At 48.0% G+C, this 21,305-nt stretch carries 27 protein-coding genes; 19 read left to right on the forward strand and 8 right to left on the reverse strand.

Annotated features, from left to right (window positions below; all coding sequences use genetic code 11):
- Window positions 1–30: 30 nt before the first annotated feature.
- Window positions 31–351, forward strand: coding sequence for a hypothetical protein (locus R7V76_RS06860; RefSeq protein ID WP_290826753.1), 321 nt, complete (start codon window positions 31–33; stop codon window positions 349–351).
- 10 nt (window positions 352–361) lie between these two features.
- Here R7V76_RS06860 and R7V76_RS06865 read toward each other — a convergent pair whose 3' ends face one another.
- A complete protein-coding gene (locus R7V76_RS06865; protein WP_131972715.1) occupies window positions 362–709 on the reverse strand; it encodes a hypothetical protein in 348 nt (115 codons plus the stop codon).
- Window positions 710–826: 117 nt separating this feature from the next.
- Here R7V76_RS06865 and R7V76_RS06870 point away from each other — a divergent pair, with 117 nt between their 5' ends.
- The 3 genes from R7V76_RS06870 to R7V76_RS06880 all read left to right on the forward strand — a co-directional run bounded on the left by R7V76_RS06870 (window position 827) and on the right by R7V76_RS06880 (window position 2,684).
- Complete coding sequence (locus tag R7V76_RS06870) at window positions 827–1,129, forward strand: putative quinol monooxygenase (protein WP_318091729.1); 303 nt, start codon at window positions 827–829, stop codon at window positions 1,127–1,129.
- A 50-nt stretch (window positions 1,130–1,179) separates the two neighbouring features.
- Window positions 1,180–1,617, forward strand: a complete 438-nt coding sequence (locus R7V76_RS06875) for a hypothetical protein (protein ID WP_318091730.1) — start codon at window positions 1,180–1,182, stop codon at window positions 1,615–1,617.
- Between the two features lie 104 nt (window positions 1,618–1,721).
- The gene (locus tag R7V76_RS06880) at window positions 1,722–2,684 is read left to right on the forward strand and encodes a DMT family transporter (protein ID WP_318091731.1); all 963 of its coding nucleotides are present in this window, start codon (window positions 1,722–1,724) and stop codon (window positions 2,682–2,684) included.
- A 39-nt stretch (window positions 2,685–2,723) separates the two neighbouring features.
- On the opposite strand, the gene R7V76_RS06885 is transcribed toward R7V76_RS06880, so the two are convergent.
- Entirely contained in the window at window positions 2,724–6,434 is a 3,711-nt protein-coding gene (locus R7V76_RS06885) for an FtsX-like permease family protein (RefSeq protein WP_318091732.1), read from the reverse strand.
- Between the two features lie 340 nt (window positions 6,435–6,774).
- Between R7V76_RS06885 and R7V76_RS06890 the strand changes: the two genes are divergently transcribed.
- The 4 genes from R7V76_RS06890 to R7V76_RS06905 are packed head-to-tail and all read left to right on the forward strand — an operon-like array spanning window position 6,775 to window position 8,384.
- Window positions 6,775–6,930, forward strand: coding sequence for a hypothetical protein (locus tag R7V76_RS06890; protein ID WP_012370382.1), 156 nt, complete (start codon window positions 6,775–6,777; stop codon window positions 6,928–6,930).
- Window positions 6,931–6,945: 15 nt separating this feature from the next.
- Window positions 6,946–7,422 carry a hypothetical protein gene (locus R7V76_RS06895; protein WP_318091733.1) on the forward strand — a complete coding sequence of 159 codons (477 nt, stop codon included), beginning with the start codon at window positions 6,946–6,948 and terminating at the stop codon, window positions 7,420–7,422.
- A complete protein-coding gene (locus R7V76_RS06900) occupies window positions 7,401–7,991 on the forward strand; it encodes a nucleotidyltransferase family protein (RefSeq protein WP_318091735.1) in 591 nt (196 codons plus the stop codon). Before R7V76_RS06895 ends, R7V76_RS06900 begins: the two co-directional genes overlap by 22 nt.
- A 24-nt stretch (window positions 7,992–8,015) precedes the next feature.
- On the forward strand, window positions 8,016–8,384 hold the full coding sequence (locus tag R7V76_RS06905; RefSeq protein WP_318091736.1) for a hypothetical protein: 369 nt from the start codon (window positions 8,016–8,018) through the stop codon (window positions 8,382–8,384).
- Between the two features lie 178 nt (window positions 8,385–8,562).
- Here R7V76_RS06905 and R7V76_RS06910 read toward each other — a convergent pair whose 3' ends face one another.
- Together R7V76_RS06910 and R7V76_RS06915 are read right to left on the reverse strand one after the other, a co-directional pair.
- Window positions 8,563–9,144 carry a YcxB family protein gene (locus R7V76_RS06910; protein WP_318091737.1) on the reverse strand — a complete coding sequence of 194 codons (582 nt, stop codon included), beginning with the start codon at window positions 9,142–9,144 and terminating at the stop codon, window positions 8,563–8,565.
- Window positions 9,145–9,283: 139 nt separating this feature from the next.
- Complete coding sequence (locus R7V76_RS06915; RefSeq protein WP_318091738.1) at window positions 9,284–9,748, reverse strand: hypothetical protein; 465 nt, start codon at window positions 9,746–9,748, stop codon at window positions 9,284–9,286.
- Between the two features lie 443 nt (window positions 9,749–10,191).
- Between R7V76_RS06915 and R7V76_RS06920 the strand changes: the two genes are divergently transcribed.
- Window positions 10,192–10,533 (forward strand): PadR family transcriptional regulator, encoded by a 342-nt coding sequence (locus R7V76_RS06920; protein WP_114595817.1) that lies wholly within the window; start codon window positions 10,192–10,194, stop codon window positions 10,531–10,533.
- The gene (locus tag R7V76_RS06925) at window positions 10,530–10,868 is read left to right on the forward strand and encodes a DUF1048 domain-containing protein (protein ID WP_318091740.1); all 339 of its coding nucleotides are present in this window, start codon (window positions 10,530–10,532) and stop codon (window positions 10,866–10,868) included. The genes R7V76_RS06920 and R7V76_RS06925 overlap by 4 nt, the downstream gene beginning before the upstream one ends.
- 12 nt (window positions 10,869–10,880) lie before the next feature.
- Here the strand turns inward: R7V76_RS06925 and R7V76_RS06930 are convergent, their stop codons facing one another.
- Window positions 10,881–11,282 (reverse strand): VOC family protein, encoded by a 402-nt coding sequence (locus tag R7V76_RS06930; protein ID WP_318091741.1) that lies wholly within the window; start codon window positions 11,280–11,282, stop codon window positions 10,881–10,883.
- 321 nt (window positions 11,283–11,603) lie between these two features.
- Here R7V76_RS06930 and R7V76_RS06935 point away from each other — a divergent pair, with 321 nt between their 5' ends.
- On the forward strand, window positions 11,604–12,113 hold the full coding sequence (locus R7V76_RS06935; protein ID WP_318091742.1) for a hypothetical protein: 510 nt from the start codon (window positions 11,604–11,606) through the stop codon (window positions 12,111–12,113).
- A gap of 68 nt (window positions 12,114–12,181) precedes the next feature.
- On the opposite strand, the gene R7V76_RS06940 is transcribed toward R7V76_RS06935, so the two are convergent.
- Complete coding sequence (locus tag R7V76_RS06940) at window positions 12,182–13,930, reverse strand: methyl-accepting chemotaxis protein (RefSeq protein WP_318091743.1); 1,749 nt, start codon at window positions 13,928–13,930, stop codon at window positions 12,182–12,184.
- Between the two features lie 187 nt (window positions 13,931–14,117).
- On the opposite strand from R7V76_RS06940, the gene R7V76_RS06945 reads away from it, so the two are divergent.
- Complete coding sequence (locus R7V76_RS06945) at window positions 14,118–15,305, forward strand: hypothetical protein (protein ID WP_318091745.1); 1,188 nt, start codon at window positions 14,118–14,120, stop codon at window positions 15,303–15,305.
- A 20-nt stretch (window positions 15,306–15,325) separates the two neighbouring features.
- A complete protein-coding gene (locus R7V76_RS06950; RefSeq protein ID WP_318091746.1) occupies window positions 15,326–15,829 on the forward strand; it encodes a DUF1572 family protein in 504 nt (167 codons plus the stop codon).
- Between the two features lie 44 nt (window positions 15,830–15,873).
- Here R7V76_RS06950 and R7V76_RS06955 read toward each other — a convergent pair whose 3' ends face one another.
- Entirely contained in the window at window positions 15,874–16,488 is a 615-nt protein-coding gene (locus tag R7V76_RS06955) for a hypothetical protein (RefSeq protein ID WP_318091747.1), read from the reverse strand.
- Between the two features lie 94 nt (window positions 16,489–16,582).
- Between R7V76_RS06955 and R7V76_RS06960 the strand changes: the two genes are divergently transcribed.
- The gene (locus tag R7V76_RS06960) at window positions 16,583–17,893 is read left to right on the forward strand and encodes a right-handed parallel beta-helix repeat-containing protein (protein ID WP_318091748.1); all 1,311 of its coding nucleotides are present in this window, start codon (window positions 16,583–16,585) and stop codon (window positions 17,891–17,893) included.
- 68 nt (window positions 17,894–17,961) lie between these two features.
- Here the strand turns inward: R7V76_RS06960 and R7V76_RS06965 are convergent, their stop codons facing one another.
- Complete coding sequence (locus R7V76_RS06965; RefSeq protein ID WP_318091749.1) at window positions 17,962–18,177, reverse strand: hypothetical protein; 216 nt, start codon at window positions 18,175–18,177, stop codon at window positions 17,962–17,964.
- Window positions 18,178–18,313: 136 nt separating this feature from the next.
- Between R7V76_RS06965 and R7V76_RS06970 the strand changes: the two genes are divergently transcribed.
- From R7V76_RS06970 to R7V76_RS06990, 5 genes are all read left to right on the forward strand, one after another.
- Complete coding sequence (locus R7V76_RS06970; protein WP_012370394.1) at window positions 18,314–18,502, forward strand: PspC domain-containing protein; 189 nt, start codon at window positions 18,314–18,316, stop codon at window positions 18,500–18,502.
- A 28-nt stretch (window positions 18,503–18,530) separates the two neighbouring features.
- Window positions 18,531–18,710 (forward strand): hypothetical protein, encoded by a 180-nt coding sequence (locus R7V76_RS06975; protein ID WP_114595807.1) that lies wholly within the window; start codon window positions 18,531–18,533, stop codon window positions 18,708–18,710.
- 19 nt (window positions 18,711–18,729) lie between these two features.
- Window positions 18,730–19,545, forward strand: coding sequence for a hypothetical protein (locus tag R7V76_RS06980; protein ID WP_318091751.1), 816 nt, complete (start codon window positions 18,730–18,732; stop codon window positions 19,543–19,545).
- The gene (locus R7V76_RS06985) at window positions 19,542–20,018 is read left to right on the forward strand and encodes a VOC family protein (protein ID WP_318091752.1); all 477 of its coding nucleotides are present in this window, start codon (window positions 19,542–19,544) and stop codon (window positions 20,016–20,018) included. Before R7V76_RS06980 ends, R7V76_RS06985 begins: the two co-directional genes overlap by 4 nt.
- A gap of 299 nt (window positions 20,019–20,317) precedes the next feature.
- The gene (locus R7V76_RS06990) at window positions 20,318–21,229 is read left to right on the forward strand and encodes a methyl-accepting chemotaxis protein (RefSeq protein ID WP_318091753.1); all 912 of its coding nucleotides are present in this window, start codon (window positions 20,318–20,320) and stop codon (window positions 21,227–21,229) included.
- The last annotated feature ends 76 nt before the right edge of the window (window positions 21,230–21,305 follow it).

Below are 21,305 nucleotides of genomic sequence, written 5' to 3' on the forward strand. Positions count from 1 at the left end.
AGAGAACAAAACGGAAACGGGGCGTTCGAAATGCGAAAGACGGTACTGGCACTACTCTTATTAGGAATGATCGGCGGCATCGGTTGGTTTTTTCTTGAGCAGGAACAGGATGAGACGTTTGAACAAATCGTACGGGCCCGGGTGACGAAACATGTCGCCGAGCAATATGGCAAAGAGACGATCGTTGCGGTCCGGTCTGCCTATGACAAGACGGCTTCTTCGAAAGAGGCAAGGCATCAGGTCGCTGTTCAATTGAAAACCGATCCGCGCGGCGAGTATCAGGTCTTTCGGCTGGTCAAGCAACAGGTCGTCTTCATCGGACGGACCCGCTCGTTGCCGGAACGGGAATAAGCTGAACGCATCAGTCTTCCTGCGTCCGTAAACGCAAGTAGGAAACGAGCGTCGGGACAGCGAGCGCTAAAGCGACAGCCGTTGCGAGCAGGAGCGGCACGGAATCAAGCATTATGTACGAGACGAAGGCTGCTACAATCAGTACGGTTCGAAGGACATTCAATCGAAATGGTGTAGTAGGAAGATCCTGATCAGGGACGATGTACGACATCCGGTACTGAAAGTAGAAATGGATCAACAGTCCAAGTTGGATGACTAGCAGAAAAGTCGAATCGGATTGTTCGAAAAAGATGGCATAAATCGTCATCATCATGACGAGCAGATACAAACCGGTCGTGACAAGCAGACGTTTTTTCAATAGAGCATCCTCCTTTTTCTTATGTAAGCTATTTTTAATATACGTATTTTTCAACTAAATGTTCCCAGAAACTTGATTTAAACAATCGATCATCATGTCATGAGAGGGGAAACAAAGATGTATTATGGGTTATGGACAAAGTTTAAGACACAAGTCGGTGAGGGACAACGATTGGTGGAGGTACTGTTAGAAGCAGCAACTTCCTTACAGGATGTCTCGGATTGTAAGCAGTATGTCGTCAGTACGACCGAAGAAGCTGATACCGTAATAGTCCGGGAGATTTGGACGGATCAAGCGGCACATGCTGCGTCTTTACAGTTGCCGGCGACCCGGCAATTGATTGAACAGGCGCGACCGATTCTCCTGCAAGTCGAGCGGCTGCTGGAAGATCAGCCGCACGGGGGAAAAGGTCTGGCATAATGAGGGACCCCTTATAGCCAGAACACGTATGATCGTCATGAGGTGAGAAGATGAACAAACAAGAATGGATCCAAACCATTCAGACCATCCGCAAGCGAACGAAACCGGCCCGGATTCTATCGGCAGTCGTTACCGGCGGCGCCTTTTTAGCGGCTCACTTTTTTGACCAATCCATTTGGTCGATTCTGGTACTAATCTGTGCACTCGCGGTTTCCGGCATGATGTTAGGTCGCGAAAGTTTCGAAATCAGTCGGCTGTCAGACTCGACACGTGCCAAACGGTTGATTCGACTCAGGTCCATCATGGGTTTTGGTATCATTTCACTCATGCTGCTCCTGATCGTCACTACTGAACTTAGAGATGATACGGACATGTCACTGCTTTACGTGGCAGGCTTCATGCTGCTTGGAATTGTCATCGAAACCGTCCTTGATTACCGTATCCGTCGAGCCGATCCGGAACAGCCGTTAAGTAAAGAATACCGCTGACTAAATCCATCTGTTGAGAAAGCATCTGTAACATTCGGATGCTTTTTCTTGTGTTCAACTGACGGTATAAGCAGGCAAATCGCTTTCCTGTCCGCCTCTGGCATATGATAGGAACGATTCGTACAAAAGGAGGGCTTCTTATTCTTGCCATTATCATTGGATTAATCATCGGGATCCTCGTTCCCGTTCAAACGAGTGTCAATACACGCTTACGCGGCATTGTCGGCTCGCCGTTCCTTGCATCTCTGCTGTCGTTCAGCATCGGGACGGTTTTTTTGATCTTGCTGACGCTGTTCGTTGAACAGAATTTCCGTCTGAATCCGGGTGTCTGGTCGGAACCCGCCTGGATTTGGATCGGCGGTGTGCTCGGTGTCATCTTTTTGACCGGAAACATTCTGCTGTTCCCGCGAATTGGCGGTGTTCAGACCGTCATTATGCCGATTTTCGGACAGGTCTTGATGGGCCTGTTAATTGATAACTTCGGTTGGTTTTCGACTGCTGTCACACCTTTGTCGTCGACGCGACTACTCGGCGCCGGATTTGTGCTGCTCGGTGTCGTCGGTACCGTTGCGCTCGGTGACTGGCTCGCAAAACGTCGACATCCGGAACAAGCGAAGTCTGTCGATCCGACGATTTACGGTTGGCGGATCATGGGTGTCATCATGGGAATGATGAGTGCCGCCCAAGCCGCGATCAACGGGCATCTCGGAGTGGTTCTCGATTCCGCCATTAAAGCAGCATTGATTTCCTTTGTCGTCGGAACGGTAACGTTGTTGCTTGTCAATCTAATCGTCCGGACGAAGTGGCAGTTCGATCGGTCGCTCCCGACACCATGGTGGATTTGGATCGGCGGCTTGATCGGTGCTTTGTTCATCGCCGGGAATGCCGTCATCGTGCCGCTTGTCGGAGCGGGTGCTGCTGTCGTCATCGTCACCATCGGTCTGTTGACCGGCAGTCTGTTAATTGACCGGTTCGGATTGTTTGGCGCAGCGAAAGCGCCAGTCACAGGTGTTCAACTGGTCAGCCTCGGGCTGATGATTGTCGGCATCGTGCTGATCCGGCTCTAATCAAAAATGCTCCCTTCCAATGACGGAAGAGAGCATTTTTTAGTCCAGTTCGACTTTGACGGTTGTCGGTTTCGGGAAGGCTGGACTTGATGCATACATGACGAAGACGTGCTGATCGTCCGGTACTTCATATACAAAATCAACGCGCGAACGCAACGGATAATAGTACTGGAACCCGTTTTTCCATGCTTTTTCGTTCCGATTGAGATAATCGATTTGTTCATACTCGGTTCCGTCAGTTGCTTGTAACGTAAACGTATTCGGCCGATATTCTAGGAAGCCTCCATCGTAAGATTCGAATGTATCCTGAAAAATCAACGGTAACGTGACCAACCGGTAGCCGTTGCGCGGTTTTAACTTCAATTCTTTCGGCGGATTCGGCAACATAGCATCCACATGAAACACCGATTTTTTCTGATTTGGATCACCGGGATAGGTCTGAACGACACCTTTGTCCATCATCTGTTTGACGGCTTTCTCTTCTTGATCCGTCAATGCCTTTGCTACCGGACGCAATTCGATTTTGACGGTGACCGTTCTCGGAAACGCATCGTCCGATGCATACAGGACCAATACTTTTTCGTCTTCCGGTACTTGATAGACGAGATCAACATGTGATTTTTCGCCCGAAACATACTGATAGCTGAACTTCCAGGCTTTTTCATTATGATTGACATAATCAACCGGCAAGTATTCTTTCCCGTCAGGAGCGGTCATCGCATAAGTGCTTGGCCGGTAGTTGGCGACGGACCCTTTTGAGCGGGGGTCCTGATTATCCTGCATGGTCACCGGAACCGTCACAAAACGGTAACCCGGTTTTTCTTGTAAATCCAGTTCTTTCGGTGTCTCGATCAGCGGATCGACATAAAAGAACTGATTGCTGATCTGTTCGCCGCCCGGAGTCGTCTGCACCATACCTTTTTTCATCAGCTTCTTGATTTTTTTATCCGTTTCCGTCTGCGAAACCGCCGTCTTTTTCTTCGACTCGGTCTGTTTTGAATCAGCGATTTTCGCACCTGTCGTTTGAACGGCAGGCGGTTTATCCTGCGCCTGTTTTGGTGTTTGCGTGATATCTTCGTTTGCAGCAAACAGGAACAGGCTCGTAACGCCGGCGACCAAGGCGACGCCGATCGTGCCAAGGGCCAGTTTAAAGCGGCGTTCCGTCGCCTGGGTATTGACGGCGACACTGCCGATCGCCGCATTCGGCGTAATCCGGACGGCCCGTTGTGCTGGTAAAAGGGCACCGAGGACGCCGGTCACGACCGGGATGAACAGCATCACGCTGAGGAACAAGAGCTCGTTGACCGGGAACTGATTGTAGACGTATCCGATCATGGCGAGCGCAATCAGGAGACCAATCAGACCGGCGAATAAACCGGTTAACATGCCTTCCGTCAGGACAAGGAGCCGGATCCAACCGTCGCGCCAACCGGTTGCTTTTAAGACAGCGAGTTGCGGTTTCCGCTCATTGACGTTTTGCCACATGATTTCCGTTGTCGTCAGGATGGCAATCAAGAGGGCGACTGCCATTGCGACATAGTGCATCGTACCGACTTCAAGCGCGACGTACTCGCCGAGCCAGGTCGCGTACAAGACGCCTTTCAGCCGGAATGTCACGAAGAGGAAGAAGATGAACAGACTCGTCGGCAGGGCAATCGCGACGACTGACAGCAACGTCCGTTGCCAGTACGTGAACAACTGATTGAGACTCATCCCGAAAATCGATTGCGAACGGACGAGCCGACGGCCTTTAGAGACTTCACCGGACCGCATGCTTTCAAACGGCTGGATGCGGCGGATCAGAGCCATCGGAACGAGCGTCCCGCCCCAGTAAATCAACAGACCGGCGAGTCCGATCAACAGAATCCGTCCGAGCGCAATCGGATGATCCGTCGTCAGCCAGAACGACCCGAGAATCGTCCAGGAAATCAGGGCGACGAAGGTACCGAGTAGCGTCGCTTCAAAAAACAGCAGCTTTGACAACTGACGCGGACGCCAACCGAGCGACAGTAAAATCGCAAACTCTTTTTTGCGGGCATACAGCAAAATAATGTTCGAGCTGAAGACATAAACGAGAGCAACGGCAATCACACTCGCGATGACACCGCTCATGCCGACTTTCGCCTCTTGAAAAATCGCCATCGAGGAACCGAGCTTGATCCACGGCTGCTGAACCCAACCTAAAGCAGATTCATTTTTTAAGCCGGGCAGGTAGGTCAGGGCGAGTTGCGGGGAGGAACCAAGTGTCACATCGGTAATCAGTCCCGTCTTGTCTTCAATCTCTTGAGCGACAGCCTGCAATTTTTTTTCGCTTGTCGCATTCATGGCTTCGACCCCTTTGACGTTGACCCGAATGGCCGAAATGGCTTTATCACCACGGAGCTTAAACGCCGCATCCAGTGTCGTCAGCATCGACGGCGGTTTCGTCAGGAAGTCATACGGATCATTTGTCGGCTTGACGTCGCGGACCGGATTAACGGGACGTTCGTTTTTGTCCATGACCCATTGGGCTTTCGCCGGGAAGTACGTTTCCATCGGCAGCTCGGTTAACGGATCCTTTGAAATGTTCAGTTTTTGTGGGTCAAAGACACCGATGAAATTCAACTTCATTTTAGGCACAGACTTTAAATTAATCGATGTATCTCCAAACGACCGAGCTTTTCGATACATCGTCCGTTTTGCCAGCAGGACATCTTTCGGCACTTCCTGTGGTGTAACCTGATACGCAAACGGCCAACGGGTAGCATAGGGACTGGTCAGTGTCTGGTATTCGACGGCAGACGGTTTTAAATACATCCAGTCGAAGCTTCCGGTTGGTTTAGACGGGACCGTTCCTTTTAAAATATCGTTGACAAGCTTTTTCGAGGTTTCGCTCGTCGTGATCTTGTACACCTTAGCGGGTTGTACCGGAAGTGTCTTCAGATGCGATGCGCCGCCTTTTTTCATGATGGCATTAACTGTCTCGGTCATCGAATCATTAACCAAAGGAATGTCTACTTTTTCGTAACGATATTTACGGTAGGCATCGACGTATTCGTGACTATTTAAAATCAACGGGATATTCCATACATCGTCTCCGTTATCTGTCGCGATGTCGTCTCTTGTGAAATAACGGCTGTGTGTCGCTTTTTTGGTTGCTTGGTCAAGACCGACGAGTTTTGCTTCTGCTTCCGGATCAATTCCGGCAAGCATGGTGGCACTGCCGAACTCCATCAGCGGTTGTTTTCCTAATGCTTGCGGTGAAATATCCCGGTTCAAGCCATCCCCCTCGGAAGGAGACCATCCGGCACCTAAGAAGGAAGAACTGGACTGTTGTTCTTTCCGTAAACCGGTATCCTGAACGTCTTGAATGGTGATTTTATAGAAGCCTTGTTCTTTGAAATCGAATGTCCCAATCTGGGCATCCGCATAATAATTTCCGATCATCGCAATCGGTGCGGCGACTTCAACGTCGGAAATTTTTTGAATCGTTTTATACTGTTTCATCGTGATGCCGCCGTCGAGACCGCTCATATAGTTCGGCTCAAGCAACTTTAAGTCTTCCGTCACACTGCGGCTGTCCGGCGGACGAACGACGATATCATAAGAGGAACCCCAGCGTTTCTGCAGTTCATCGACGACGGTGCCGTTGCTCGCCTGTGTCGTCCCGATCAGGTAACTGAGTCCGGTACTGACGATGAGGACGCCGACGAGGAGCAGGATGAACCGCTCCTTGTTACGCCACCAGGAATTCCAGATGAATTTCAGCATCGACCGTTCCTCCAATCATCCTTTGACTATAAAAAAACGAAATTACAGGTTCAATAAATGATGGTTCATTCATTCGGATGACGATTGGATTTTTACATACATCGCTCATCACAGTTCCTCCCTTGATTTTTTATGTCATATTTTTCATTTAAAAATGATTATTTTACCATTATATACAATTAAAGAACCTTTTTGGTTCGGAATGGAGATAATTATCTAAAAATTCCATCAATTTATTTTTAGGAATCGTACGGAACAACTGTTTAATCTGGTTAAAGGACATCCGGTAAATGGAAGCGAATAGGATATAATTAGAAGATTTCTAAAAGGAGGAATGGCGATGATTATGATTGGCATATTTGCCGTGATTGCTGTAGGAATGACGATTTTAGCGGCACGACGCGGTTACCGGGAACGGTCAATGGATGATCGTGCGTATACGTCAAACGATCACGAACTGGATATCCATCATCGAAATGACCCGCCGTCCTGGTAAGGAGAGGAAATATCCATGAAAAATAAACAGGAGCGAACCCGGTTCATTCAGGAGGCAAAACGGCGCCTGATGAAACAACGCATGTTGAGTGCACTGTTGTACGGAACAAGTATTATTTTGATTATCGCCAATCGCGGCGCTTACTGGCCGTTCGCCGTTCTCATCGTTGCGCTGGTGCTGATTGCCCGCCTGCACTCAAAAGAAGTCAATCGGGATATGGCGTTGACGCCGAACCCGGCAATGAAGCGGATCATCCAGATCCAGTACGTGATTGATTATTGTTTCATCGTATTGGTCGGTCTGTTCCTGCCGGTCGTATTAAATCTGAGTCTGCCGTTCTTCACCAGTATCGGTGTTTATCTGTTGCTCGCCGTTGTGCTTTTACTGACGGATACGGTTCTTGAACGCCGCGGAAAAGTACTCGATCCCGAGCATCCGACGAAAAAAGAGTTGCGGACGTATCCGAAGACGTGGAAAAAGCTGAAGACTTAAATGGAGGCCAATCGATGCAAGGAACAAACGAAATTTACAATTCATTATCCGAAAATGAAACACTGCGTGAACAGTTAATGCTCGTCGACCGGCTCGGACTGCCGGACGCCTGGATTTGCGCCGGCTATATCCGGTCATTGATCTGGGGACTGACTTTGACGGAGGAACAGGACATCGATGTCGTATATTACGACACGGCAGATAAATCGGAAGAAGCGGAAAAACAGTATGAGGAACAGTTGAAATCGTGGAAGCCGTTGCCATGGTCGGTCAAAAATCAGGCCCGGATGCATCTAAAAAACGAGTTGCCACCGTATCAATCGACCTGTGACGCAATCGCACATTTTCCGGAGACGGTGACGGCGATTGCGGCGAAGTTAACAGACGGACAATTTCAGTTGTACCTGGCATATGGCGCATCAGATTTACAGACCCGGACGATTCGTCCAACCCCGTTGTTTTCAAAAGGATTACCGCGCCACGCCATCTTTCAACAACGGGTGACTGATAAAGGCTGGGACAAACGGTCTGATTTACGGATTGCCTGTCAGTTTGAAACGAACAGTTGAGACCTATCGAACAGGAGTGGGAAAATGAATTTTCGAAAGATGCTGCTTGTCAGTCTGGGCGCGCTGATCGTATTTTACATATTCAGAGAACCGGAGCCGCCACCAGACTATCAAAAGAAATTCAACGAACCCATCGAGACCGTGCTGAAACTTGAGAACGAAGAACGTATTCGTCAGAACAAGGCACCACTCGAGCGGAAAGAGACCGGTATCGAGGTCAGTGATGACGGGGACTGGATTGAATTATATTATGATGTACCGGACCAGCAATCGCCGCAACACAGTGTGTATCAAAAGCGTGACGACCAATATGTCCGCAAAGAACTGAAAGTGGTGTCCGATGAACTCGACAAGACAAAAACGACTTATCTCGAGAATTTAGGAATCAAGTGAAAATACGTCTGTTCGGTACCAATTTAGTATCTTAGGTATACAAGCACCATTCTTTAACAGGTATACGTTTGAGAGAGCGGGAAAAGTTATCAAACCTTATGAATGTAAACGCCCCCCACCTTTAAGTACAGCAAAGGTAGGGGGCGTTTAGATTAAGAATAGAACTGTAAACAGACGGTTATTTTTTTTCTTGTCTAAAGTCATGGTTCAAGTGTTGTTTTATTAAATCACGAAGCAGCATGTGTTCTGTTTCAGTCCATGAAGAGTAAGTTTTCGGTAAAATAAGTGCTTCGTTATTTTCAAAGTAGAGGAAGAGGCGGTCATCATCTTCACTGACTGCTTTAAACTCTTCCCATGCGATGTCCGTGTTTTTAACGATACCGTTATACATGGAATTTGATTGAATGCCCGTTTCATGAAGGTGTAACGTTACATTTCGCGGCCATCGCTTATCGTTTTTAAGTGAAGATCTCACTTGCCGGAGTGTAACGAATTCATAATACTTTACTAAAGTCGATTTCAATAAGAGAACTGGAACAAAAGACAAGCAGATGATGATGAGTTGGCGTACATTTTCCGAAAAAAACCCAAGAAAAAGTGGTTCGAGAATAGTGAAAATGATAAGGCTGAGTAGCAACACCATCAGAGCCAACGCTATGAAAGCCACATTAGATCTTGCTTGATGATGGCGTGTCCTGTTTAAAGCATCCTTTTGTAGTGCCATAAAGTCTTCAAAAGTCATTTGATAGTTTAAATTCATTGCCTGATTCCTCTTTTCAGAATAAATTACTTTTTTTGATTGGAAAATCCCTTCATCGTATCAATTCGAATCTTTTTATATTATTGAGATCTTGCAAATTGATGGAATTCAACTGTTCGCTCAGAAAGAGTTTTGATTGTTAATTCGGCTCATATCGGAAGTTAGGGAGTTCAGCATCGACTCTTGAATACAGTGTCTCCATCGAAAATCGACTCGGGTGACGTACGTTGTCTGAATAAAGGCTCTCAATCTTTTTGTCTATATATGCGTTTTCTACTTCAAGATAGTCGATGACAAGGGTTTTAAATTCTTCCGCAGCGGGTTCATCGTGCTGTAGAATGGTCATCTCTTCTAAGTGCTTGGAATTATCTGCTTTCATCACGCGTAACTGGTCATTCGCATCTGACACAGCGACTGAATCTGTAGGGACACTAGACAGCATAAGCATCTTTATTTGATGAGCACGGCCAAGCGAAAGGATTGAAGTTGCATCAAAATGAATTACCGGTCTATCGTCACTTATTTTGGTTGAAGTCATGGTTGTACACCCGTTTAAAACGATTGTTCCCGTGAGGAGTACAACGAACAAGAGTAACTTCTTCAAAACCACTCCTCCTTTGTCGTTGTGTTTAAAATGTTTGAAAATGAGAAATCATCTGTACCATAAATAGAGAGTGGTCGTGATAAATTTTCCTTATTTTATTTTTTTGAAAATCACACAAACCATATTTTCCCTACTGGTCTTAGGTTAACAGTATTTGAGATAACTTTACATGAATAAGCCTGAGCAAAATACGGTAAATGGGTTCGAACATTTCCCGCACAAAACCTTGAATCTTATAAAATAATTTGATGGCTATACATAAAACAACGCATGATTGTAGTCGGCATGCGTTGTTTTTTCCTTTTTTTTAACTACTTGCTAATACATACATCAACATGATCGTTTGCAGTCAAAACATTTAATCCCTCATTGACACATTCACTAGTTAGTTATACTATATACTTGTAGATATTAATACAGAGTACTGAAGTGGAGGGAATGCCGTGGAAGACATCACAGAAATGTTGAAAGGCGTGCTCGAAGGATGTGTGCTCGAAATCATCAGCCGGGAAGAGACGTACGGATATGAAATCACAAGACAGTTACGTGAGTTGGGCTTTACGGATGTAGTGGAAGGAACGGTCTACACGATCACGATGCGGCTTGAAAAAAATCAACTCGTCGATACCGTCAAAAAACCATCGACACAAGGACCACCACGGAAGTTTTATACCTTGAATGCTGCCGGTCAAGCGCGGCTGGCTTCGTTCTGGGAGCGTTGGCGCTTCGTTTCAAGCAAGCTGACAGAGCTGAAAATGAGTCAACCGAAAGGAGAACGAGTATGAGTATCGTTGAAAAAATCATGGGTAACTTAGATGATAAACGGCACTACCGCGCGATGGAGCGTCGCGCGAAAACTTTACCTGCCGACTATCTCCATGCCTATCGTGCGATTCAGAAGTATCTGGCGATTGCCGGAGGACCGGTGGATTGGCCGTCGACCCGTCGCATTTTTGAGGGATTACTCGACTTGTTTGAGATGGGGGCAGCAGAAGGGAAAACCGTCACAGACATCACGGGACCGGATGTCGCCGCGTTCTGTGACGATCTCATCAAGGGCGAACCTTCCTGGAATGATCGATATCGTACCAAATTAAATGAAACGATTAACCGTAAGTAACACGGAACTGTCTCAGCCGTTAATCGTCCATGTATCCCGTAACTCGATGATCGTTCCTTCCGGGGCTTTTAACTTACTGAGGTGACCGTCGACGACGAAGTAGATGTTACCGCCGTGTTTCGGCAAAAACGGCATACCGAGTTGTTCGAGCCGTGCGACTTCTGCCTGCAGATCATCGACGTATAGTGCGAAATGAACGGGGCCGGACGTATGTTTCGTATAAGGCGTCAAGGTCTCGTCGACTTTGTTCGTCTGCAGTTCGATGTAAAAATCACCGAGCTTCAACCAACTGTTAAAAGCACGTGTGTGGAAATCAGGGGATTCTTGGACCAGTTCGAATCCCAGTTGTTCATAAAACGTTTTTGACGCGGTGTAGTCGGTCGTCTGGATACAGAGGTGATGGATTTGTTTCATCGTCAATCATCCTTTCAGTTGGGGCGGTTCGTATGTAGCCGCTAGCAATATCAAATCAAATTTTATCATAAACAAGCGTCCGTCTCCTCGCAAGGAAACGGACGCTTTACATTCCAGTCAACAGAATAACGTCCATCGGAGTAGAAATAACGATATCCTCATTGTAAAATAATAGAAAATACATCTTACCGTTATGAACGGCATCAGACGCTGTTCGAACAAGTGAAGCGAATGAACCAAGGGGGAGGGTCCAGAATGAAAAAAGGTCTACTCACGACTGTAGCTGTAGTCTTAGGTATTTTAACTTTCTACTATATAAATATGACAAAGCCTCCTGAACTGGTATACCGTCAACGGAATGAGATTGCGGATTTCTCGAATCCTCAACTCCTTGCAGGTGCCGCGGACAACGTATTCATAGGTGAAGTCATAACGGAAGTGAGCAGCAGACGTCCTGACGGATTTCCTGAAACACAGTATGCGGTTCAAGTGAAAAAAAACTTGAAGGGAACGTTAAACGGTCATATCACAGTCAATCAACTGGGCGGCTTCGAAAAAAATCCAGGCGGGCATCGCATTCTGGTTCTATACAACGAAGACGCCCTGTTAAAAAAAGGTCAAACGTACCTGTTTGCGACGCGGTACTTAAAATCGGAAAAGTGGCATACTGCCTTTTCAACACACGGGACCGTCGAACTTAAAAATACGCTCGAAACCAATCCCTCTATCCAACAGATGACCCGGGCATTGCAATCTCCGCTTGTGCCGGATGCGCTCAAGAATAAAACGAACGACATGATACAATCCTCGACTGAATCCGTGAAAAAGTAGGCTCATTTTATATTTACGATTCCACCGAAAACAAACGTCCGTCTCCTCGTAAGGAAACGGACGTTTTTTCATGACGTCAGATCGAATTTCTCCGTCTGATTCGTTAAGTAGGTCGATGTTTCATTCAACGTTTCGACGAGGACATGCAGTCCGGTGATTGTCGCAATCATCTGCTCGGACTCCGCCGCTACTTCTTCATTGCCGGCCGTGTGTTCTTCGGCGACAGCGGCAATTTCCGTCAGGGCATTGCGAATCTGGGCTTCCGTTCTGGCAACGTCAAGCATTTGTTGACGCATTCCGGCAGCGGACGCCGCGACTGTTCCGACTTGTTCCGCGATTTGGGTGAACGAGCCGTCCGTCGCTTGAATCTCCTGTTGACCGGAGACCGTCTCCTGTAAGGTCTCGGCGAACCGGACTTCCATTTGCGTCGAATTCCCGGTGATATTCTGGACGATTGCAGCAATCTGATTGACACTGCTCGCGACATGCGTCGATAACTGTTTGACCTCGGTTGCGACGACAGCAAACCCTTTGCCCTGTTCGCCGGCACGAGCCGCTTCGATGGCCGCATTAAGTGCGAGTAAGTTCGTCTGTGCCGCGATGTCGCGGATGATCGTGACGAGCGCTTGGATGTCGGTGGATTGTTGTTTCAGTTGTCGGACCTGCTCCGTCGCTTCGACGACGTGCGTATGAATCGTGTTCATCCGGATGACGGACTGTTTCATCTGCGTTTGTCCGTCGCGTGTCGCGACACGCATCGTCTCAACCGTCTGTTCGATGTGCTGACTGTCATCGGTCGTCTTTTGAACGAGCGAAGAGAAGCCGGTCATCTCATCGGTCAAGGCGAGTGTCGTGTGCGTTTGACTTTCCGTACCGGTCGCGATTTCCGACATCGTCTCGGCAATCTGCGTTGAACCGTCGAGGACTTCCGTCGTCCCGGCATCAATCGCCTGACTCGTGTCCGTGACGAGAGCCGTCGTCCGTTTGATGTCGACGATCATCAGGCGGAGTGTTTCGTTCATCTGCTGAATCGAACGGGCGAGCGTGTAGATTTCATCTTTTGCCGGAATCTTCAGTTGTTGCATCGTCTGATCGGCTTGCGAAAGTTTTCCGTAGGCAATCATTCGCGCAACGGATTGAAGCGTTTCGAGCGGTTTCAGTTTTCGACCGAGTATGTAGTAGAGGAGCCCCAGTGTCATAGCCAGTAAACCGACCAATAGACCGATGAAGAGCGGCAACGATTGTTTGAGCATCGCCGACGTCAAGTTCTCGACATCTTTCGCGGCAATGTCGGTTCCTAAAATGCCGATGATGTCACCGGTCGGACTTTTTAAGGGGACGTAGACGCTGATATATTTTCCGTACTTTGGATCATCAATGACATCAGTTGCGTGGGTTTTTCCCTGTAAAACTTCTTTCATGTCAGAGGCGACAGCCCCTGTTGCCGGATCATTGATCTTAGCGGCGTCAGCAACCGGAAGCCCGTCAATCAACAGTTTGACCTTGTCTTGATCGATTTTTGCCGTATAGACATACAACAAGCCGTTTTGTTTGCGTAATTGATCAAGCGATTCGCGTAATTGGTCATACGTCGCGTCGTTCGTCGGATTCGTTAAAAATGTTTGGTAGGCGTCGGAATCAACCGTTTTGGCAATCCGGAGCGCATCCTGTTCCGCTGTCTTTTTAAGCGTCGATAACGCCGTTTGTTTCGTCGTCAGGTAAAGCGAGACACTGCTGAAAACAAAGAACAGGATGAGAATCAAGCTGATGATGAGCAGTAAACGTGTTCTGATGGAATGAGTCCGAGTCGTGTTCATATAAACCTCCTGATGAGTAATTCGTGTTGCTTACTAATCTATCGGACAGTTTTTCAAAAAATGAATGACACCTGAATAAAAAAAGTACTGGGTATTTATTCCGTAAATCCTTGGTCTTTCTCTATTTAAATTAGGGTCAATTTTCCAGTAAATGCGTATAATTAAAAAGAGAATGACAGAGAAGAGGATGATAGCAGTGCTTCAATCATGGAAAAAACGAATGCTCTACGGAGCGGCGGGCCTGGCCGTTTTTATCAGTGCAGGTGCTTTATATCTCGGATTGCGTCCGGAGGAACCAAAAGCCGTTTCCTATCCGGTTATTTCGAAGGATCTCACGGCGATGACGTTCACACCAAAAGATGGTCAGGTCATCCTGCTGTACGGAAGCGATATTAATCGTTTTAAGGAAACACAGGATGATCCGCAGGAACCGGGATTGATGACGACACTGTCGAAAACGGGTAAAGAGCTGAAGAGGGAAGCGATTGTTGACCCGGATTTCTATTGGATGAGGCTGTCACAAAAAGGAACCGACCCGCGACACATCTATGCGCATCATCCGCAAGGCATCGAAGCAGATCACTTTTTTACGTATGATTTAAAACGGGGCACGTTTACAAAACATCAGGTCCCGAATACAGCGATCACATCCGTTTCCCATTACGGGAAAGATGTCTGGCTGGAATCGAATGCCTCGAAGCCAAAGGAAAACATTCAGTTAATCAACGTCCGGACAGACAAGCGGTATCCGATTGAAGATCGGCTGATGCCGGTCTTTGATTCACCGATTCTTGAACTGAATCAGACGATTGCTTATGCCAACAACGGTACCGAGGATGATCAAGAAGGGGCGGCTGGTATGGTTCTGCTCGACCAGACGACCGGAAAATCACGCGTCATTCGAAAAGCGGACGAACCGTATGCCTATACGGCGTTATACGGTGCGAAAGACACCGCGTATTTTGCGACGACCGACGGCGTGATGATCCGGCTGAAGACGGACGGAACGATGCAGCAAAAGTCATTTTCAGTATTAGATGATGTCAACTACTGGGCAACGGAACCGATGCGGATGATCAACAAACAGACCGGTTATCAAATCATCGGCACCGGTGAAAACGATACCGATCAACGGCTTGTGAAGTGGACGTTCGGACAAGCGTTCCGGGTTGAAGAGGTCCGACCGGATTTCTGGAAGCAGGGTCACTATTACCGGTACCTCTACCGGAATCCGTATCAGAAAACGTCGTATTTCACGGAAAGTAAAACGTCACTTTCCGGAAAAGGCAAATTGATCGTCACGGATGACAACTTAAAAACGTTACGGACGATACCGGTCGAAGGAGCAAACGGTGTGGACTTCGTGATGGACTAACAGCAAAGGGAGGAAATAAAATGGCGTTTGAAGAGGTGTATTTGACGGCAATTCAAGCGAGGTTCCGGGCCGTCCGCGAACCGGCGGAGCAGGCACTCGGTTGGCTGAACGAGGAACAGTTCCATCAGACACTGGCACCGGATACGAACAGCGTCGCGTTGTTGATTCAGCATATGACGAACAATATGACGTCACGCTGGACCGATTTTTTGACGACGGACGGGGAAAAGCCGGACCGCAACCGGGACGCCGAGTTTGTCGACCAGGGGCATGATAAAGAGACCTTGCTGACACTGTGGAACGACGGCTGGCAACTCGTCGAATCAACGCTTGCTTCCTTGACACCGGACGATTTGGAACGGACCGTTTTAATCCGCGGCGAACCGCATCTCGTCGTCGACGCGATGGAACGGCAACTCGCGCATTATGCCTATCACACCGGACAGCTGATTTTTTTGATGAAGATCCTGCTCGGACCGGACTTTAAACCGTTGACGATTCCCTTGCCGCATCAGCGGCACTGAACGAAACAGACCTGCCTCTTTTCGATAAAGAGACAGGTCTGTTTTCATAGTGTACGTGCACTTGGTGTACCGAAGGATTTAGTCGATAATGAAATCGTAAAAGCATGCTCGCCCTTTTTGAGTTTGATGCCTGCAGGAGAATCGATAGCAGCTAATGATCTTCCGACCATGGACTCATGGACGGTCGACTTTTCTAACATCAACAGGTCATATTCAGATGCATGGAATGATTGGTTTTGAAACTCGACACCCGTCATCAAGAATTTTTTAAAATCATTTGATTCTTCGGACCACTCATTCATCGTACTCTCGAGCTCATATCTGTAGGACCGGTAGCCTTTTGTGCGATCAGACTGTTGACTGAGTTTCAGTGATATTCCGTCATATTGACCGGGTTTGATGGTCTCGGAAAACCAGATTTTCTGCTTGCCCGACGCAAAATACTCGATTCCGGTCAGGTAAAGGGGTTGATCCGTTTGACCGGTCATGAGATAGGTCGCGCTATTTACAAAGGCATCTGCCGGTTTTTTGGACTCAACGAATTTAAGTGTCAACGGCAGTTCCGTTGATTTGATGACTTTTTTCGGACCGGTTTCTTCTGCGGTGCAACCGGCAAGTAAAAGAGCCGATAGTGAACAGACAAGCAGTTGTTTCAACATCCACGTCACGTCCTTCATATGTAAGTACATTCAGTGTAAAGGGAATGGATGATATTTACAATCTGATCAGGTGTCACAGGAAGGACGGATTTATATGAAAAAACGTTTTATTCTTTTACTGTCGCTCGGACTGTTTGGCTGTTCGGCGACTTGGCAACAACAACCGGCGGAGTCGACAGCTGCGAAAAAAGTTTTCTATGTCGCGCCGACCGGCCAGGATACGAATACCGGTTCCATCAAACAACCGCTGAAAACACTGAAACGAGCCAGTCAGCTTGCGAAAGCCGGGACAACGGTCTATCTGCGTAAAGGAACATATCCGGAAGCGTTGACCGTCAAGTACAGCGGGACGAAACAAGCACCGGTCGTCTTTAGGAATTATCAAAAGGAGAAAGTGGTCTTAAGTGGGAAGACGTTGAAGTCGAAAGATGGAGACACGACGCTCATCCGGATTGAAAATCGACAGTACGTGACGATTCAAGGACTGGTGGTCGCAGACATCGAAACAACACGAACTAATGAGACGCCGATCGGAATGTTTGTCACCGGCACAGGGCGGAATATTCAATTGATCGACAATCAGGTCCGTCGGATCAAGACGAACGCCAAAGACGGCAACGCCCACGGGATTGCAATCTATGGAACCGGTCGGCTGAAGCAGATCACCGTCTGGGGAAATCGGGTCGAAGACAACCGGCTGGGCGCAAGCGAAGCCTTGGTGCTGAACGGCAACATCGACGGATTTTCCGTCACGAACAATATCGTTCGGCGCAACGATAACATCGGGATCGACTTAATTGGATATGAAGGGGTCGCAACGAATCCGGCCGAAGATTATGCACGGAACGGGACGATTGCCGGGAATGTTGTCTCCGACAGTTCAAGTTACGGCAATCCGGTTTACGGCAAGGAGTACAATGCGGCCGGCATTTATGTCGACGGTGGAAAACGACTGACAATCGAAAACAATACCGTCGAGCGGAATGATATCGGCATCGAAGTAACGAGTGAACATGCGGGGAAATACGCAGAACAAGTCACGGTAAGCGGCAATCTGGTCAAACAAAACCGCTTTACCGGTATTTCGATTGGCGGCTACGACAAGAAGCGGGGCGGAACGAAGCAGGTCCGGATTACTCGGAATCAGGTCACCGGCAATGATACGAAAGGGCTGGAAGGGGGACAACTGCTGGTCCAGCATGATGTCCGCGATAACCGGATTGACCACAATACATTTACAACGGGACGAGACAATCTGTTTGTCGCCCACTTTTTTAAGACAAGCTCCGGCAATCAATTCGAACAGAACACCTATCGCTTGGCTAAAGGAACAGCGAAGCGTTGGATTTGGCAGAATCAAGAATACCGCACTCCTTCCGCTTTTGAGCGGGCAGTCATGCGATGAATGAAAAACAGACGTCATTCTCCTCACGAGGGAAAGTGACGTCTGTTTGTTTAACGTACTTGCATCTTTTAGGCATTGTAGCCGACGAACAGTGTGAAAAGCATCAATCCGGCCGAACCTATGATACAGATCAGGCAAACGACAGTCGTAAAAATACGCAACGGCAGCGGCAAGCTGATCTGTCTTTTCCAGACGACATACACGACGACGGAACTCGCCATCATCAGTAAAGACAAAATTGAGAACGGTAACGCCCGTTCCTGAATCAAATAAAAAATATCCAACGTCTCACGTCCTTTCTGTCAGATTCCGAATCAAAGGGGTTGTCCCCTGCAAAATTGAACCCCGTTGCGTTATACTAATTATTGTAACATATGGATGAATCACCCAACATGGAATCAAAGAAAGAAGGGGAGACGATTGGCACAATCACTACGCAGATCAGCAACAGACCGCTCGATCCAGGGGGTATGCGGCGGACTCGCGGAACACTTCGGTATTTCGTCATTGGCCGTCCGCCTGATTTTCATTGTCATTCCGCTTCCGATCAATTTAATTATTTACATGATTCTCGCTAACGCGATGGCGGATGCACCAAGAACGTTGTAGAACAAATGAACAAAAGGGGGGCATGACGATGACAAATGGAAAGATTGCACTTCGTGTATTAGGTGTTTTGATCGGCGCGATTGTCGGTTTACTGATTGTGTACGAAGCGAACGGAACCTTTGACGGCAGCGTCTTACTTGGATTTGTAGCCGGGGCTTTGATTTTTGCCCTGATCAACATCATTTGGGTACGCGTCAGAAAATCTTAAACAGCAGGGGGAAATAGACATGACATACTTAATTTGTACGACATGCGGAGTCCAAATGGATGAGAACATAATGCGGGACGACATCTGTCCGATTTGCACCGATGAACGGCAGTATGTGAATCCAAACGGTCAATCGTGGACGACACTTTCGGATATGATTTCGTCCGGTACATATCAGACGACCGTGACGGAGGAACAAGCGGGACTTCAAAGTCTCGTCACAACCCCGAAGTTCGGGATCGGGCAGACAGCTTACCTCGTCACAGGGACAAAACGGATTCTTTGGGACTGCATCACTTATCTCGATCAAAGTGTGATCGAGGAAGTGGGACAACTCGACGCGATGGCCTTGTCGCATCCGCACTATTACGCGACTCAGGTCGAGTGGGCGGAAACATTTGAAATTCCGATGTACATTCATGAAGCGGACAAGGAATGGGTGACCCGTCCGAGTGAGCGGATTGTCTTTTGGTCGGGTGACCGTTTGAAGCTAGCTGACGATGTCGTGTTACACCGGATCGGCGGTCATTTTGACGGAGCGACTGTGCTCGAATGGACGACTGGTGACGAAGGACGCGGGATTTTATTGACCGGAGACATTGTCCGTGTCGTCGCCGACCGGGCGTGGGTCAGCTTCATGTACAGTTATCCGAACCTGATTCCACTGCCGGCCGTGACGGTGGAGGAGATGGTGGCAGCTCTCGACAATGTCCGTTTTAATCAGATTTATGATGCGTTTCATAAAGTCGTCGTAACGGATGCGAAGGCCGCCGTCGCGCGTTCGGCAAGCCGCTATATCGAGGCGTTAAACGGCAAGCACGGGGTTCGTCGATGATTCTCGGGTTATACGAAGCGCATCTGCCGGTCCGTGACTTACAGCAATCGATTGCGTTCTACACCGGACTTGGTCTGACACTCGATCACATCGTGGATGAAAAAATCGCCTTTCTTTGGATTGTGGAAGAGCAAAGCTGGCTTGGTCTTTGGCAGGCGGACCAAGTCGGGTTGCCGTATCATCCGTCGATCCGGCATATCGCCTTTCATGTCTCGCTCGACGGCTTGCGTGAGTCGGTCCATTGGCTGACGGAGCGTGGTTATACGCCACGTAAGGCGTTTGGTTTTGAAGGGACGGAACCGTTCGTCATGCCGATTGCCCAGCATGCCCATGCGAAAATTCATTTTAATGATCCGGACGGCAACAGTCTCGAATTCATCACGAAGCTCGACAATCCGCTGGGTACGAAGGATTATATGTACTTAAGTGAATGGGAAACGCTTATAAATGACCGTGGTTTCATTCTGAAATAAGCAAGTCTTCCTCGATTCCTTGTGAATCGGAGAGGACTTTTTTTGTATCAGATTTTCGCGAACCACTTCCTGACGAAGGATGTTGAGGATTTGTATGAAGTTGTAAAGAAGGAAATAGATATTCCCAAAAAAGCCCTGTTTTGAGCGATGGGTCAATGTTTTTCTTGGAATGAGCAGATTGATGTAAAGCGGAAATGGGACTTGTTATGATAAGTGGCAGATAAAATCGTTTTTCCACAAAATAGTTTCGAAACTAAATGGATGGAATTTGAAATGATGACCTGAAGGAGATTAACCACGTGACGACACCCCAACTAACAAACCCAACCCTCACTTCTCATGATATTCTGGAGGCTCTGACCCACAATGTCGCAATGATTCGTTTTGATACACAACGCCGGGTCGTTGATGTCAACGACTTGTTTGCGAAGACGATGAAGTATAAACGCGATGAGATGATTGGCATGCACCACCACCTGTTTTGTCGAGCAGATTTTGCAAACAGTGAGGCGTATCAGAAATTATGGAGCAAACTACTGGCCGGTTTCAGCTCGGCTGATAAAATCGAACGGATTGATGCCCGCGGCGATTCAATATGGCTCGAAGCAACTTATATGCCGATTTACGAAGCAAACCAAGTTGTCGGTGTCGTCAAGATTGCTTCTGATATCACGGATCGGCAGGAAACCATCCAAGAGTATGCGACGTCCTTTGCCGGCATCGCCACCGATTTGGATGACCGATCCACGCAAGGCAAACAGGAGAGCCGTCAACTGAAACAAACGATTGAGAAGATGGCAGACGATGCCCAAGAGAATTTACGGATACTCGCGAATCTGCAGGAACAGTCTTCCGAAATCACAAAAATCACTGGGACGATCAAAGAGATTGCCGCACAGACGAACTTACTGTCGCTGAATGCCTCGATTGAAGCAGCACGTGCTGGTGAGCACGGAAGCGGCTTTAACGTCGTCGCGACGGAAGTCCGTAATCTCTCGAAGCTTGTTGAACTCGCCGTCATTAACGTCCGAAATACGACGGAACAGATGAACAAGGAGCTGGAACGGATTCAACAGGGGATCACACGGGCGAACGCCGATGCCTCGTCGAGTGTTTCCGTCATGGAAGAGACGTTGCAACGGTTTGATACCGTCAGTCAGTCGGCGCATGAACTGAATGAAACGGCAAAGAAATTTACGACAGTCATTTAAATGGGAAGTCACGACCTAAGTTCCGACATGACTTGAGACTGAAGACGAAGTGGTTTTTCTCTTTTTCGAGAAGAAC

The organism is Exiguobacterium artemiae, assembly GCF_033342815.1.
Taxonomy (GTDB): Bacteria; Bacillota; Bacilli; order Exiguobacteriales; family Exiguobacteriaceae; genus Exiguobacterium_A; species Exiguobacterium_A artemiae_A.

Coding starts and splice junctions, on each gene's coding strand:
- R7V76_RS06860 (WP_290826753.1), top strand. CDS start 31: ATGCGAAAGACGGTACTGGCACTACTCTTATTAGGAATGATCGGCGGC.
- R7V76_RS06870 (WP_318091729.1), top strand. CDS start 827: ATGTATTATGGGTTATGGACAAAGTTTAAGACACAAGTCGGTGAGGGA.
- R7V76_RS06875 (WP_318091730.1), top strand. CDS start 1,180: ATGAACAAACAAGAATGGATCCAAACCATTCAGACCATCCGCAAGCGA.
- R7V76_RS06880 (WP_318091731.1), top strand. CDS start 1,722: ATGATAGGAACGATTCGTACAAAAGGAGGGCTTCTTATTCTTGCCATT.
- R7V76_RS06885 (WP_318091732.1), bottom strand. CDS start 6,434: ATGCTGAAATTCATCTGGAATTCCTGGTGGCGTAACAAGGAGCGGTTC.
- R7V76_RS06890 (WP_012370382.1), top strand. CDS start 6,775: ATGATTATGATTGGCATATTTGCCGTGATTGCTGTAGGAATGACGATT.
- R7V76_RS06895 (WP_318091733.1), top strand. CDS start 6,946: ATGAAAAATAAACAGGAGCGAACCCGGTTCATTCAGGAGGCAAAACGG.
- R7V76_RS06905 (WP_318091736.1), top strand. CDS start 8,016: ATGAATTTTCGAAAGATGCTGCTTGTCAGTCTGGGCGCGCTGATCGTA.
- R7V76_RS06910 (WP_318091737.1), bottom strand. CDS start 9,144: ATGAATTTAAACTATCAAATGACTTTTGAAGACTTTATGGCACTACAA.
- R7V76_RS06925 (WP_318091740.1), top strand. CDS start 10,530: ATGAGTATCGTTGAAAAAATCATGGGTAACTTAGATGATAAACGGCAC.
- R7V76_RS06930 (WP_318091741.1), bottom strand. CDS start 11,282: ATGAAACAAATCCATCACCTCTGTATCCAGACGACCGACTACACCGCG.
- R7V76_RS06935 (WP_318091742.1), top strand. CDS start 11,604: ATGACAAAGCCTCCTGAACTGGTATACCGTCAACGGAATGAGATTGCG.
- R7V76_RS06940 (WP_318091743.1), bottom strand. CDS start 13,930: ATGAACACGACTCGGACTCATTCCATCAGAACACGTTTACTGCTCATC.
- R7V76_RS06945 (WP_318091745.1), top strand. CDS start 14,118: ATGATAGCAGTGCTTCAATCATGGAAAAAACGAATGCTCTACGGAGCG.
- R7V76_RS06950 (WP_318091746.1), top strand. CDS start 15,326: ATGGCGTTTGAAGAGGTGTATTTGACGGCAATTCAAGCGAGGTTCCGG.
- R7V76_RS06955 (WP_318091747.1), bottom strand. CDS start 16,488: ATGTTGAAACAACTGCTTGTCTGTTCACTATCGGCTCTTTTACTTGCC.
- R7V76_RS06960 (WP_318091748.1), top strand. CDS start 16,583: ATGAAAAAACGTTTTATTCTTTTACTGTCGCTCGGACTGTTTGGCTGT.
- R7V76_RS06975 (WP_114595807.1), top strand. CDS start 18,531: ATGACAAATGGAAAGATTGCACTTCGTGTATTAGGTGTTTTGATCGGC.
- R7V76_RS06980 (WP_318091751.1), top strand. CDS start 18,730: ATGACATACTTAATTTGTACGACATGCGGAGTCCAAATGGATGAGAAC.
- R7V76_RS06985 (WP_318091752.1), top strand. CDS start 19,542: ATGATTCTCGGGTTATACGAAGCGCATCTGCCGGTCCGTGACTTACAG.